The sequence below is a fragment of the Xanthomonas sp. NCPPB 3583 genome (genome assembly GCF_041475715.2).
Lineage (GTDB): Bacteria > Pseudomonadota > Gammaproteobacteria > Xanthomonadales > Xanthomonadaceae > Xanthomonas > Xanthomonas euvesicatoria.
On sequence record NZ_CM191263.1, the window covers coordinates 1098245 to 1110997 of the forward strand.

Genomic DNA, 12753 nt, shown 5'->3' on the forward strand with positions numbered 1-12753 from the left:
GCCGCTTCTCACAAATTTTTCAATTAGAGGTAGTTAGTCATGGCAAAAGCTAAATTCGAGCGCACCAAGCCGCACGTGAACGTCGGCACCATCGGTCACGTTGACCATGGCAAGACCACGTTGACCGCTGCGCTGACCAAGATCGGTGCCGAGCGTTTCGGTGGTGAGTTCAAGGCGTACGACGCGATCGACGCGGCGCCGGAAGAGAAGGCGCGCGGCATCACGATTTCGACCGCACACGTCGAATACGAATCCCCGACCCGCCACTACGCGCACGTTGACTGCCCCGGCCACGCCGACTACGTCAAGAACATGATCACCGGTGCAGCGCAGATGGACGGCGCGATCCTGGTGTGCTCGGCCGCTGACGGCCCGATGCCGCAGACCCGTGAGCACATCCTGCTCTCGCGTCAGGTCGGTGTGCCGCACATCGTGGTGTTCCTGAACAAGGCCGACATGGTCGACGACGCCGAGCTGCTCGAGCTGGTCGAAATGGAAGTGCGCGAACTGCTGAGCAAGTACGACTTCCCGGGCGACGACACCCCGATCATCCACGGTTCGGCGCGTTTGGCGCTGGACGGCGATCAGAGCGACATCGGCGTGCCGGCGATCCTGAAGCTGGTCGAGGCGCTGGATTCGTTCATTCCGGAGCCGACCCGCGACGTGGATCGTCCGTTCCTGATGCCGGTCGAAGACGTGTTCTCGATCTCCGGTCGCGGCACCGTGGTGACCGGTCGTATCGAGCGCGGCATCATCAAGGTGGGCGACGAAATCGAAATCGTCGGTATCCGCGACACGCAGAAGACCACCGTCACCGGCGTGGAAATGTTCCGCAAGCTGCTGGACCAGGGTCAGGCAGGCGACAACGCCGGTCTGCTGCTGCGCGGCACCAAGCGTGACGACGTCGAGCGCGGCCAGGTGCTGTGCAAGCCGGGTTCGATCAAGCCGCACACCGAGTTCGAAGCCGAAGTCTACGTGCTGTCCAAGGACGAGGGTGGCCGTCATACCCCGTTCTTCAAGGGCTACCGTCCGCAGTTCTACTTCCGCACCACTGACATCACTGGCGCCTGCCAGCTGCCGGAAGGCGTGGAGATGGTGATGCCGGGCGACAACGTGAAGATGGTCGTGACCCTGATCAACCCGGTCGCGATGGACGAAGGTCTGCGCTTTGCCATCCGTGAAGGCGGTCGTACCGTCGGCGCCGGCGTGGTTGCCAAGATCATCAAGTAAGCAACACCTGCAGCACGGCAGCTTCGGCTGCCGTGTCGCTGGAAAAGAAAAGGTCGGCGAGAGCCGGCCTTTTTCTTTGTACACGTGTTGGCGGGGACCCTGCCTGGCGCGAGAATGCGCTTGCCGATGCAAAGAGAGAGATGAAGAAAACAGGCGCCTGCTCCACTCATAACGCTGCGTCCGGTGGGCAGATGGTGCGTGCGCCAGCCGCATCGGCGGCATGATCGCGGATTGGCAAACCGGCTGTCATGACGTGAGGCGGCATGGCGCGCAGATGCCGGCAACAGTCAGCGAATGCCGTTGATCAAGCCGCTTGTCGGGCTCTTGAGCAGATTCAGGCCGGGCAGGTCGAAATTGTCCAGCTCCTGTTTGGTGGTTGCGATATTCAGCCCGACGATGGCCAAAGTGTCCGGGTCCACGTCGATGCCTAGTGGTATGGAAGAGAACTGGACGTAATCGCGGCTGGCATTCCATTGCGGGCTGCCGCCGATGGTTTGGAGGATGCGGTTGATCTGGGTGCCGACCGGATGGCCGAGTAGATGGAAGGGCAGGTGCGCCCTCTGATCGGCGAAGGCGATCAGGTTGCTGACACGGTCATTGCGCAATCCCACCGCCAGCTCGCAATGCAGGAGGATGCCAGCTCGACGCGGATGCTGCGCCAGCTGTGCTTTGATGTCGCGCGGGTACAGATACAGCAAGCTGAGTCTGTTCGGATCCACCGCATCGGTGTGGGTAACGTCAGGCTGCCCTAGCGCGGCCAGTACCTGTTGCTTGCGCATTCCAAGTGCGAGCGGACCGATGTGCGCGCATGCCACCGGCAACGTGGTCGCGCTGGCGGAGGTAGTAAACGTCAGGTGCAACGCGCGCGAGCAGGCCTTGCCATCGTTGCTGGCAGCGCGGGAAGGCGGGGCGACGAGTCCGAAGAGTAGTAGGCCGCAAAACAAGAGAGAGTGCCGGGGCATAGGGGGTGTCCGGTGGCGAAATCCTGCAAGGACGAGGCCGGGTGGGAAAGAAAGGTTGGTTACTTGTATTGGTTGATACGTCTACCTTATGCCGCCTTTGCAGCTGTCGGTAATCGGTCCGCGACGGAGTTCGACCCGATAAGCGCCGGTGGGGCCGTCGATGTCGCTGAGACCGGAAGCGTCCACCGCGATACGGTCTAGCATCAGCGCCGTCAAATGGCGCGCCGCTTGCGCGGATACGGACGTCTTTGGTGAGTTCGATATGGATGGCGTTCCCAGTGTAGTGGGCGGATTCTTGCCGGTGGTCGACACCCTGCCACCGGGCGGATCGGGGGCGTGCTGCTTAGGTGTTATCTGCAGGGCCATCTTCGGAAGCCGCATTGCTGCAGTCGTGGCAGGCTTTGCCTGCACCAGCAGACCGGTGATGCAAACGCGTTGGCAAGGTAGGGCCCTGCAACGATCACTGCAGTATCCCGGCAACGCCGCTGGGGTCCGATATTGCCTGGAACCAGGGTCGCTATACTCCAGCCGTTGTCCATGCCCGCCGTGTTTGATTCCCGGCCCTGAGTTTGGTCAGTCCGGACTGGCGCCACGACAAAGGTGGTGTCCGGGGCGGATTTATGCGTCACAGCTGCTACCGGGCTAACTCTGGATCAGGGTAGCGCGCTTGCAGGAGCGGAGGTGAGCCGCTAGAATGCGCGGCTCGGTGTCCCTGGGTAGGGCGCTGAGTTACAGCGAAAAGAACGGCAGGATGCCGCTCGTGTTCGCCAGACCGGGAAGGTCGCGTTGCATGGAGCACTCAACAACTCTCACGTTGTTGACCGTGCTCTTGTTGCGCATTATACTTTTCCGTCTGGGCAGGCCGGGTCACCGGGCTGCCTCAGTTTTTGGGCGGAGGAAATGCCCTCGCCAGCAGGATGCGCGGCGATTTCATCAATGTCAGGAATATCGGGGCAGGTATCCCAGAGGCCTTGCCCGTCGCTCTTTTAACGAAGGAACCCACCGTCATGGCGGAGCAAAAGACCGGTCAGAAGGCGGATCAGAAGATCCGTATCCGGCTGAAGGCGTTCGATCATCGCTTGATTGACCGTTCGGCCAGCGAGATCGTCGAAACGGCTAAGCGGACTGGCGCGCAAGTGCGTGGCCCGATCCCGTTGCCGACCAAGATCGAACGTTACACCATCCTCGTATCCCCGCATGCTGACAAAGATGCGCGTGACCAATACGAAACCCGCACGCACAAGCGTGTGCTCGATATCATCGACCCGAACGACAAGACCGTGGACGCGCTGATGAAGCTCGAGCTCGCGGCTGGCGTCGACGTCCAGATCAAGTTGACCTGAGGACTACGACCATGACGAAGAAATATTCGTTGGGCTTCGTGGGCCGCAAGGCTGGTATGAGCCGCGTCTTCACTGAAGATGGCCGCTCGGTACCGGTCACGCTGATCGAAGCAACTCCGAACCGCATCGCGCAGATCAAGACCGTCGAAGTTGACGGCTACAGCGCCGTGCAGGTCACCGTTGGCGCCCGTCGTGCCGCGCTGGTCAACAAGCCGGCTGCAGGCCACTTCGCCAAGGCGAAGGTGGAAGCGGGTCGCGGCCTGTGGGAATTCCGTGTTGAAGATGCCCAGCTCGGCGATTTCGCCGTCGGTGGCGAAATCAAGGCGGACATCTTCGAGGTCGGCCAGAAGGTCGACGTCCAGGGCGTCACCAAGGGTAAGGGTTTCCAGGGCACCATCAAGCGCTACAACTTCCGTATGGGCGATGCAACCCACGGTAACTCGCTGTCGCATCGCGCGCCGGGTTCGCTGGGTCAGCGCCAGACCCCGGGTCGCGTTTTCCCGGGCAAGAAGATGTCGGGCCACATGGGCGCAGTGCAGCAAAGCACGCAGAACCTGGAAGTGGTCAAGGTCGACGTCGAGCGTGGTCTGATTGCTATCCGCGGCGCCGTGCCTGGCGCAGCTGGTGGCGATGTGATCGTCCGTCCGGCGAGCAAGGCATAAGGAGAGATGACGATGGAACTCGTTATCACGGGTAGCAACAACAAGGTCTCGGTCTCCGATGCCGTGTTCGGTCGCGAATTCAGCGAAGATCTGGTTCACCAGGTCGTTGTCGCTTATCGCAATGCCGGTCGCGCCGGTACCAAGGCACAGAAGACGCGTTCGGAAGTTGCGGGCACGACCAAGAAGTCGAAAAAGCAGAAGGGCGGCGGTGCGCGTCATGGCGCGCTGACGGCTCCGATCTTCGTCGGCGGTGGCGTGACCTTCGCGGCCAAGCCGCGCAGCTTCGAGCAGAAGGTCAACCGCAAGATGTACCGTGCGGCCATCTGCGCGATCTTCTCCGAGCTGAACCGTCAGGGTCGTCTGATGATCGTCGACGCGTTCGACCTCGAAGCGACCAAGACCAAGGGCTTGATCGAAAAGCTCAAGGGGCTGGAAGTGGGCAAGCGCCCGCTGATCGTTACCGAAGAGGCTTCCGAGCACCTGTATCTGTCCGCTCGCAATCTGCCGTATGTGCAGGTGCGTGACGTGCAGGGTCTGGATCCGGTCGCTCTGGTCGGGGCCGATACGGTCGTGATCACCGCCGACGCGGTCAAGAAGGTCGAGGAGTGGCTGGCATGAGCAGCAACGAAAAAAGCAGCAACGAAAAAATCTTCAGCGTGCTGCGTGCTCCGCGAGTCTCCGAAAAGACCGCGCGCCTGCAGGAAATTTCCAACCAGTATGTCTTCGAAGTTTCGAACGAAGCCACCAAGGCCGATGTAAAGGCCGCGGTTGAGCAGCTGTTCGACGTCAAGGTCAAGGCGGTCAACGTGGTCAACGTCAAGGGCAAGAGCAAGTCCTTCCGTAACCGTGCTGGCAACCGTGGCAATTGGCGCAAGGCGTACGTCCGCCTGGTTGATGGTCAGTCCATCGACGTAACGGCCAAGGCCTGAGGTCCATCCCATGCCATTGATGAAGTTCAAACCCACCTCTCCCGGCCGTCGTTCCGCCGTGCGCGTGGTTACTCCCGATCTGCACAAGGGCGCACCGCACGCGGCGCTGCTCGACTCGCAGAGCAAGTCCGGTGGTCGTAACCACCACGGCCGCATCACCGTGCGTCACGTCGGTGGTGGCCACAAGCAGCACTACCGCATCATCGACTTCAAGCGCAACAAGGAAGGCATTCCGGCGCGTGTGGAGCGGATCGAATACGATCCGAACCGTACCGCTCATATCGCCCTGCTGTGCTACGTCGACGGCGAGCGCCGCTACATCATCGCCCCCAAGGGCCTGAAGGCTGGCGACCAGGTCATTGCCGGTGCCAATGCACCGATCAAGACCGGCAATACGCTGCCGCTGCGCAACATCCCGGTCGGTACGACGGTTCACGGTATCGAGCTGAAGCCGGGTAAGGGCGCTCAGATCGCACGTGCCGCCGGTGCAGCCGTCCAGCTGGTCGCTCGCGAAGGCATCTATGCCACGCTGCGTCTGCGCTCGGGCGAAATGCGCAAGGTGCCGGTCGAGTGCCGCGCCACCATCGGCGAAGTCGGCAACGACGAGCACAACCTTGAGAAGCTGGGCAAGGCCGGCGCCAAGCGTTGGCGCGGTGTTCGTCCGACCGTTCGCGGTGCGGCCATGAACCCGGTCGATCACCCGCACGGTGGTGGTGAAGCGAAGGCTGGTCAGGGTAATCCGCATCCGGTCACCCCGTGGGGTGTTCCGACCAAGGGTTACAAGACGCGCAAAAACAAGCGCACCCAGCAGTTCATCGTCCGCGATCGTAGGGGCTAATCGACCATGGCACGTTCACTTAAGAAGGGCCCGTTCGTCGATCACCACCTTGCAAAGAAGGTGGAGTCCGCTGCGGGTAGCAAGAAGCCGATCAAGACCTGGTCGCGCCGTTCGATGATCCTGCCTGAAATGGTAGGCATCACCATCGCCGTGCATAACGGCAAGAACCACATTCCGGTGCTCGTCAACGAGAATATGGTCGGCCACAAGCTCGGCGAATTTGCCGTCACCCGGACCTTCAAGGGTCACGGTGGCGACAAGAAGTCGGGCAGGTAAGGAGAGATGACGATGGAAGCGAAAGCAATCCTGCGCACCGCGCGCATCTCCCCGCAGAAGGCCCGCCTGGTCGCTGACCAGGTGCGTGGTTTGTCCGCCGAACGTGCGGTCAATCTGCTGAAGTTCTCGGACAAGAAGGCTGCACACCTGATCAAAAAGGTGGTGGAGTCGGCGATCGCCAATGCCGAGAACAATCAGGGCGCGGATGTCGACGAGCTGAAGGTCAAGACCATCATGGTTGATGAAGGTCCCTCCCTGAAGCGTTTCATGGCGCGGGCGAAAGGCCGCGGTACCCGCATCCTCAAGCGCACCAGCCACATCACTGTGGTTGTGGGCGCCGCCAAGTAAGCGGAAAGGAAAAGACCATGGGTCATAAAGTTCATCCGACTGGAATCCGCCTCGGCATCGCCAAGGACTGGAATTCCAAGTGGTACGCAAACAAGGCCGAGTTCGCCTCCTATCTGGCAGCCGACCTGAAAGTGCGTGAAATGCTGCGCAAGAAGCTCGCGCAGGCAGGTGTCAGCAAGATCTTGATCGAGCGCCCTGCCAAAACCGCCCGCGTGACCATTCACACCGCCCGTCCGGGTGTGGTGATCGGCAAGCGTGGCGAGGACATCGAAAAGCTGCGCAAGGAAGTGAGCCAGCTGATGGGCGTTCCGGCGCACATCAACGTCACCGAAGTGCGCAAGCCGGAGCTGGATGCGCAGCTGGTCGCCGAGTCGATCGCGCAGCAGCTTGAGCGTCGCATCATGTTCCGCCGTGCAATGAAGCGCTCGGTCGGTAACGCGATGCGCCTGGGTGCCTTGGGCATCAAGGTCAATGTGGCTGGCCGCCTCAACGGTGCAGAAATTGCCCGTTCGGAGTGGTACCGCGAAGGCCGCGTGCCGCTGCACACGCTACGTGCCGACATTGATTACGGTTTTGCCGAGGCGTCCACGACGTACGGCATCATCGGCATCAAGGTCTGGATCTATAAGGGCGAAGTCTTCGACTTCTCTCAGGTTGGCCAGGAAAAGCAGGACGACAGCCCGCGCAACGATCGTAACGATCGCGGCGACCGTGGTGACCGCCCGTCGCGCCCGGCTCGTGAAGCGAGGTAACGGCAATGTTGCAACCCAAGCGAACCAAATATCGCAAGATGCACAAGGGCCGTAACGACGGCCTGGCATGGAGCGGAAACGCCGTCAGCTTCGGCGAGTACGGCCTCAAGGCCACGGCGCACGGTCAGCTGACCGCACGCCAGATTGAAGCAGCACGCCGCACGATCAGCCGCCACGTCAAGAAGGGCGGCAAGATGTGGATCCGTGTGTTCCCCGACAAGCCGATCACCAAGAAGCCGATCGAAGTCCGCATGGGCTCCGGTAAGGGCAACGTGGAGTACTGGGTCGCGCAGATTCAGCCGGGCCGCATGATCTATGAAATCGAGGGAATCCCCGAAGAGACCGCACGTGAGGCGTTTCGCCTTGCCGCTGCCAAGCTCTCGGTGACCACCACTTTCGTGACCCGGACGGTGCGCTGATGGATATCAAACAACTCCGCGAGAAGTCGGCTGACGAATTGAAGGCCCACCTGACCGATCTGCGTAAGGAGCAGTTCTCGCTCCGTATGCAGCAGGTCACCGGCCAGCTGCCGAAGACCCACGAAACCCGCCGGGTGCGCCGCGAGATTGCTCGCGTCAAGCACCTGCTCGGCAGCACCAAGTAAGGACGGCCGCGATGAGCGACAATAACGAAAAGCAAACGCTGCGCACGGTCGAAGGCCGTGTCGTCAGCAACAAGATGGACAAGACGGTCACCGTGTTGGTGGAGCGCCAGGTCAAGCATGCGCTGTACGGCAAGTACATCAAGCGCTCGACCAAGCTGCACGCACACGACGCCGACAATGCCTGCAACGAAGGCGACGTCGTGCGTGTGACCGAGATTGCTCCGATGTCCAAGACCAAGAACTGGCGGGTGGTGGAAATCGTCACCCGTTCGGCCGAATAAGGGAGATCTGAATCATGATCCAGATGCAGAGCTACCTCGATGTCGCCGACAATTCGGGTGCCAAGGAAGTGATGTGCATCAAGGTGCTGGGCGGCTCCAAGCGCCGTTACGCACACATTGGCGACATCATCAAGGTGACCGTCAAGGACGCCATTCCGCGTGGCAAGGTCAAGAAGGGCGAAGTCTACGACGCCGTCGTGGTGCGTACCCGCAAGGGTGTGCGCCGTCCCGACGGTTCGCTGATCCGCTTCGATGGCAACGCCGCTGTGCTGTTGAACAATAAGCAGGAGCCGATCGGGACCCGCATCTTCGGGCCGGTGACGCGCGAGCTGCGTTCCGAGAAGTTCATGAAGATCGTCTCGCTCGCTCCCGAAGTGCTGTGAGCGGAGGACATACACATGGCTAACCGTATCAAGAAGGGCGACCAGGTCGTCATCAACACCGGCAAGGACAAGGGTAAGCAGGGTGAAGTGGTGCGTGTGGACGGCGATCGCGTGATCGTCTCCAACGCCAACGTCATCAAGCGCCACACCAAGCCGAACCCGCAGGCAGGCGTTGCCGGCGGCGTGGTCGAGCGTGAAGCGTCGATCCATATCTCCAACGTCAATATCGTCAACCCGGCAACGGGCAAGGGCGAGCGCGTTGGCTTCAAGGTGCTGGAGGATGGACGCAAACTGCGTGTGTTCCGCTCCAGCGGTGAGGCGCTCGACGCCTGAGGAATGAGATCATGAACACTCGTCTCGAAAAGTTTTACAAGGAAAACGTGGTGCCGGCCCTGATGAAGGAATTCGGCTACACCAATCCGATGGAAGTGCCGAAGCTGGTCAAGGTCACGCTCAACATGGGCGTGGGCGAAGCCGCTACCAACAAGAAGATTCTGGAAAATGCGGTCGCCGACATGGCCAAGATCTCCGGCCAAAAGCCGGTGGTCACCAAGTCGCGCGTTTCGGTCGCATCCTTCAAGATCCGTGACGGTTGGCCGATCGGCTGCAAGACCACCTTGCGTCGCGCCAAGATGTACGAGTTCCTGGATCGCCTGATCAACATCTCGTTGCCGCGCGTGCGCGACTTCCGTGGTGTGTCCGGTCGCTCCTTCGACGGTCGTGGCAACTTCAACATGGGTGTGAAGGAACAGATCATCTTCCCGGAAATCGACTTCGACGCCGTCGACGCGATTCGCGGTATGGATATCGCCATCACCACCACCGCCAAGACGGATGCGGAAGCGAAGGCGCTGCTGGCAGCGTTCAAGTTCCCGTTCCGTAACTGACCGTCGAGGACATCCGAAATGGCAAAGACCTCCATGATCCACCGCGACATCAAGCGTGCAAAGCTGGCGAAGAAATTCGCCGGCAAGCGTGATGCGCTGAAGAAGATCCTCTCCAGTCAGGATGCGTCCTACGAAGAGAAGATCGAAGCGTCGACCAAGTTGCAGAAGCTGCCGCGCGATTCGTCGCCGAGCCGCTATCGCAACCGTTGCGAGCTGTCCGGTCGTCCGCGCGGTGTCTACCGCAAGTTCGGTCTGGGTCGCAACATGCTGCGCAAGGCCACGATGAACGGCGACGTTCCGGGCCTGCGTAAGGCGAGCTGGTAACAGCATTCCGGCCGTTCGCGGCCGGATTTGAACAGGATGGTTCTGTTCAACAAGAGAGTCCGACGCAAGTCGGGCTCTTTTGTCGTATACTTCCGCTTCTGTCTTGCCCGTTCGGGCCTGGCGTGGCGTCAAGGGTCCTGGCCCGTCCCCAGGAAAACACAAGATTTTCGCGAAAGCGGATATCGGTGCACTCAAAGGTACTCACATGAGCATGACTGATCCCATCGCCGACCTGCTGGTTCGCATCAAGAATGCGGCCGCGGTTGGTAAGCAGACGGTGAAATTGCCGTCGTCCAAGATTAAGGTTGCGATCGCCCAGGTCCTGAAGGACGAGGGTTACATCACCGACCTGCGCGTGACCCAGACCGAAAACAACAAGGCGGAACTGGAAATCGTGCTGAAGTATTTCGAAGGCCGCCCGGTCATCGAGACCCTGAAGCGTTTTTCGCGCTCGGGTCTGCGCCAGTACCGCGGCAAGACCGAGCTGCCCAAGGTCCTCGGTGGCCTGGGTATCGCCATCATCTCCACGTCGAAGGGCATCATGACCGATGCGCAGGCTCGCGAAGCCGGCGTTGGTGGTGAAGTTCTGTGCTTCGTGGCCTAAGGGAAGGAATCGAACATGTCCCGTGTAGCCAAGAAGCCTGTCTCCCTCCCGAAGGGTGTTGAACTCAAGGTCCAGCCTGAGCTGGTCAGCGTCAAGGGCCCGAAGGGCACGTTGACCCTGCCCAAGCCGGCTGGTGTCGAAATCGCCATCGATGGCGACGTTGCCACGCTGTCGGCTAACGATCCGTCGCAGATCGCCCTCACCGGCACCGTGCGCGCCATCCTGGCCAACATGGTCAAGGGCGTCTCCGAAGGCTTCGAGCGCAAGCTCGAGCTGGTCGGCGTCGGTTACCGTGCTGCCATGCAGGGCAAGGACCTGAGCCTGGCGCTCGGTTTCTCGCACCCGCTGGTGTTCGTGGCGCCGGAAGGCATCACGCTGTCGACTCCTACCCAGACCGAAATTGTGGTCCAGGGCGCCGACAAGCAGCGCGTCGGCGAAGTTGCCGCCAAGATTCGCGGCTTCCGTCCGCCGGAGCCCTACAAGGGCAAGGGTGTGAAGTACGCCGGTGAAGTCATCATTCGCAAGGAAGCCAAGAAGGCGTAAGGCAGGTCCCTCTGCGAGGAGCCTGGCCATCCATGGCCGGACTTTTCAATGTACAAGCCTGTTTTCCTTCAGCTTTCGTAGGATAAATATCATGAGCATCAACAAGAACATCGCCCGTCTGCGTCGCGCCAAGTCCACCCGTGCGCACATCCGTGAGCTCGGCGTTGCCCGTCTGTCGGTGCTGCGCACCGGTCAACATCTGTATGCGCAGGTCTTCACTGCCGACGGCTCCAAGGTGATCGCTGCTGCGAATACCCTGCAGGCCGACGTCAAGGATGGCTTGAAGAACGGCAAGAACAGCGATGCGGCCGCTAAGGTCGGCAAGCTGATCGCCGAGCGCGCCAAGGCTGCAGGCATCGAGAAGGTCGCATTCGACCGCTCGGGCTACCGCTACCACGGCCGCATCAAGGCGCTTGCCGACGCTGCGCGCGAAGGCGGCCTGCAGTTCTAAAGCACTGCTGCGGAGGTGGTCATCGACCACCTTCGCGATACCGCCGGCAGGGAGATGCCGGACCGTCCCGTTCTTTTGCAACGGTGCCGGGAACACCGCTTCACTTCACAACCATAAGCGGCTTCGAGCCGTACATACTCAATCAATCAAGGAATCAAGATGGCAGAAGAACGTGCACCGCGGGGTCGTGATCGCGACCGTAACCGCGAAGAGAAAGTCGACGATGGCATGATCGAAAAGCTGGTCGCGGTCAATCGCGTCAGCAAGACGGTCAAGGGCGGTCGCCAGTTCACCTTCACCGCGCTGACCGTGGTCGGCGATGGTCTGGGTAAGGTCGGTTTCGGTTACGGCAAGGCGCGCGAAGTGCCGGTTGCCATCCAGAAGTCGATGGAACAGGCGCGCAAGAATCTGGCCACTGTCGATCTGAACAACGGCACCTTGTGGCATGCCGTCAAGTCCGGCCATGGCGCAGCACGCGTCTACATGCAGCCGGCTTCGGAAGGTACGGGCGTCATCGCAGGCGGCGCCATGCGCGCTGTGCTGGAAGCGGTTGGCGTCAAGAACGTGCTGGCCAAGGCTGTCGGTTCGCGTAATCCGATCAACCTGGTCCGTGCGACCCTGAAGGGTCTGTCGGAAGTGCAGTCGCCGGCACGCGTTGCGGCCAAGCGCGGCAAGAAGGTGGAGGAGCTCAACCATGGCTAAGGACACCAACAAGACCGTGAAGGTGCGCCTGGTGCGTGGCCTGCGTGGAACCCAGTCGCGTCACCGCCTGTCGGTGCGTGCGTTGGGCCTGAATAAGCTGAACGATGTGCGTGAACTGAAGGACAGCCCGCAGGTGCGTGGCCTGATCAATACGGTTCATTACCTCGTCAAGGTTGAGGAGTAATCCCATGACTCTGCGTCTTAATGACCTCAAGCCGGCCGACGGCGCCCGTACCGAGCGCACCCGCGTCGGTCGTGGTATCGGTTCGGGACTCGGCAAGACCGCTGGTCGCGGTCACAAGGGCTCGTTCGCTCGTAAGGGCGGCGGCAAGATCAAGGCCGGCTTCGAAGGCGGCCAGACCCCGATGCAGCGCCGTCTGCCGAAGATCGGTTTCCGCTCCAAGATGGCGCGCGATACCGCAGAAGTGTTGTCCTACCAGCTGGACAAGCTGGATGCCGGCGATGTCGACTTCGCAGCGCTGCGTGCGGCCAATCTGGTCCCGAGCCGCGCCAAGAAGGCGAAGATCGTGCTGAAGGGCGAGCTGAGCAAGAAGTTCGTGCTGAAGGGCGTTGCGGCAACCGCAGGCGCCAAGGCGGCAATCGAAGCTGCCGGCGGCAGCGTAGAGGAGTAATC

23 protein-coding genes are annotated in these 12753 nt (G+C 61.1%); 22 read left to right on the forward strand and 1 reads right to left on the reverse strand.

Annotated features, from left to right (window positions below; all coding sequences use genetic code 11):
* Window positions 1-39: 39 nt before the first annotated feature.
* On the forward strand, window positions 40-1230 hold the full coding sequence (gene tuf / locus ACCQ07_RS04845; RefSeq protein ID WP_003486726.1) for an elongation factor Tu: 1191 nt from the start codon (window positions 40-42) through the stop codon (window positions 1228-1230).
* Window positions 1231-1517: 287 nt separating this feature from the next.
* Here the strand turns inward: tuf and ACCQ07_RS04850 are convergent, their stop codons facing one another.
* Complete coding sequence (locus ACCQ07_RS04850) at window positions 1518-2192, reverse strand: secreted signal peptide protein (protein WP_122273220.1); 675 nt, start codon at window positions 2190-2192, stop codon at window positions 1518-1520.
* A 1007-nt stretch (window positions 2193-3199) separates the two neighbouring features.
* Here ACCQ07_RS04850 and rpsJ point away from each other — a divergent pair.
* The 21 genes from rpsJ to rplO all read left to right on the forward strand — a co-directional run bounded on the left by rpsJ (window position 3200) and on the right by rplO (window position 12751).
* Entirely contained in the window at window positions 3200-3535 is a 336-nt protein-coding gene (gene rpsJ, locus ACCQ07_RS04855; RefSeq protein WP_008571672.1) for a 30S ribosomal protein S10, read from the forward strand.
* Window positions 3536-3546: 11 nt separating this feature from the next.
* Window positions 3547-4197, forward strand: a complete 651-nt coding sequence (rplC, locus tag ACCQ07_RS04860; RefSeq protein ID WP_005917121.1) for a 50S ribosomal protein L3 — start codon at window positions 3547-3549, stop codon at window positions 4195-4197.
* Between the two features lie 12 nt (window positions 4198-4209).
* The gene (gene rplD, locus ACCQ07_RS04865) at window positions 4210-4815 is read left to right on the forward strand and encodes a 50S ribosomal protein L4 (RefSeq protein WP_005917124.1); all 606 of its coding nucleotides are present in this window, start codon (window positions 4210-4212) and stop codon (window positions 4813-4815) included.
* The gene (rplW, locus tag ACCQ07_RS04870; RefSeq protein ID WP_082340333.1) at window positions 4812-5126 is read left to right on the forward strand and encodes a 50S ribosomal protein L23; all 315 of its coding nucleotides are present in this window, start codon (window positions 4812-4814) and stop codon (window positions 5124-5126) included. Before rplD ends, rplW begins: the two co-directional genes overlap by 4 nt.
* Window positions 5127-5136: 10 nt before the next feature.
* Window positions 5137-5964 (forward strand): 50S ribosomal protein L2, encoded by an 828-nt coding sequence (gene rplB, locus ACCQ07_RS04875; RefSeq protein WP_003486715.1) that lies wholly within the window; start codon window positions 5137-5139, stop codon window positions 5962-5964.
* A 6-nt stretch (window positions 5965-5970) separates the two neighbouring features.
* The gene (rpsS, locus tag ACCQ07_RS04880; protein ID WP_005917128.1) at window positions 5971-6240 is read left to right on the forward strand and encodes a 30S ribosomal protein S19; all 270 of its coding nucleotides are present in this window, start codon (window positions 5971-5973) and stop codon (window positions 6238-6240) included.
* A gap of 12 nt (window positions 6241-6252) precedes the next feature.
* A complete protein-coding gene (gene rplV, locus ACCQ07_RS04885) occupies window positions 6253-6588 on the forward strand; it encodes a 50S ribosomal protein L22 (RefSeq protein ID WP_003486710.1) in 336 nt (111 codons plus the stop codon).
* A gap of 17 nt (window positions 6589-6605) precedes the next feature.
* Window positions 6606-7340, forward strand: a complete 735-nt coding sequence (gene rpsC / locus ACCQ07_RS04890) for a 30S ribosomal protein S3 (protein WP_008571670.1) — start codon at window positions 6606-6608, stop codon at window positions 7338-7340.
* A 5-nt stretch (window positions 7341-7345) separates the two neighbouring features.
* Window positions 7346-7759 (forward strand): 50S ribosomal protein L16, encoded by a 414-nt coding sequence (gene rplP / locus ACCQ07_RS04895; protein ID WP_003486706.1) that lies wholly within the window; start codon window positions 7346-7348, stop codon window positions 7757-7759.
* Window positions 7759-7944, forward strand: a complete 186-nt coding sequence (gene rpmC, locus ACCQ07_RS04900; RefSeq protein ID WP_003486703.1) for a 50S ribosomal protein L29 — start codon at window positions 7759-7761, stop codon at window positions 7942-7944. The genes rplP and rpmC overlap by 1 nt, the downstream gene beginning before the upstream one ends.
* Before the next feature lie 11 nt (window positions 7945-7955).
* Window positions 7956-8225, forward strand: a complete 270-nt coding sequence (gene rpsQ, locus ACCQ07_RS04905; protein WP_003486701.1) for a 30S ribosomal protein S17 — start codon at window positions 7956-7958, stop codon at window positions 8223-8225.
* Window positions 8226-8239: 14 nt separating this feature from the next.
* Entirely contained in the window at window positions 8240-8608 is a 369-nt protein-coding gene (gene rplN / locus ACCQ07_RS04910) for a 50S ribosomal protein L14 (RefSeq protein WP_003486699.1), read from the forward strand.
* Window positions 8609-8623: 15 nt separating this feature from the next.
* A complete protein-coding gene (rplX, locus tag ACCQ07_RS04915; RefSeq protein ID WP_003486696.1) occupies window positions 8624-8941 on the forward strand; it encodes a 50S ribosomal protein L24 in 318 nt (105 codons plus the stop codon).
* Window positions 8942-8952: 11 nt separating this feature from the next.
* Window positions 8953-9495: a 50S ribosomal protein L5 gene (rplE, locus tag ACCQ07_RS04920; protein WP_008571668.1), complete on the forward strand. Its 543-nt coding sequence runs from the start codon at window positions 8953-8955 to the stop codon at window positions 9493-9495.
* A gap of 18 nt (window positions 9496-9513) precedes the next feature.
* Complete coding sequence (rpsN, locus tag ACCQ07_RS04925; protein WP_008571667.1) at window positions 9514-9819, forward strand: 30S ribosomal protein S14; 306 nt, start codon at window positions 9514-9516, stop codon at window positions 9817-9819.
* Between the two features lie 205 nt (window positions 9820-10024).
* The gene (gene rpsH / locus ACCQ07_RS04930) at window positions 10025-10423 is read left to right on the forward strand and encodes a 30S ribosomal protein S8 (RefSeq protein ID WP_003486688.1); all 399 of its coding nucleotides are present in this window, start codon (window positions 10025-10027) and stop codon (window positions 10421-10423) included.
* Between the two features lie 15 nt (window positions 10424-10438).
* Window positions 10439-10966, forward strand: a complete 528-nt coding sequence (gene rplF, locus ACCQ07_RS04935; protein WP_031421274.1) for a 50S ribosomal protein L6 — start codon at window positions 10439-10441, stop codon at window positions 10964-10966.
* Window positions 10967-11057: 91 nt separating this feature from the next.
* Window positions 11058-11417: a 50S ribosomal protein L18 gene (rplR, locus tag ACCQ07_RS04940; RefSeq protein ID WP_003486684.1), complete on the forward strand. Its 360-nt coding sequence runs from the start codon at window positions 11058-11060 to the stop codon at window positions 11415-11417.
* A gap of 159 nt (window positions 11418-11576) precedes the next feature.
* Window positions 11577-12119 (forward strand): 30S ribosomal protein S5, encoded by a 543-nt coding sequence (rpsE, locus tag ACCQ07_RS04945; protein ID WP_003486682.1) that lies wholly within the window; start codon window positions 11577-11579, stop codon window positions 12117-12119.
* Complete coding sequence (rpmD, locus tag ACCQ07_RS04950) at window positions 12112-12303, forward strand: 50S ribosomal protein L30 (protein WP_003486678.1); 192 nt, start codon at window positions 12112-12114, stop codon at window positions 12301-12303. The genes rpsE and rpmD overlap by 8 nt, the downstream gene beginning before the upstream one ends.
* A gap of 4 nt (window positions 12304-12307) precedes the next feature.
* Complete coding sequence (rplO, locus tag ACCQ07_RS04955; RefSeq protein WP_003486676.1) at window positions 12308-12751, forward strand: 50S ribosomal protein L15; 444 nt, start codon at window positions 12308-12310, stop codon at window positions 12749-12751.
* Window positions 12752-12753 lie beyond the last annotated feature (2 nt).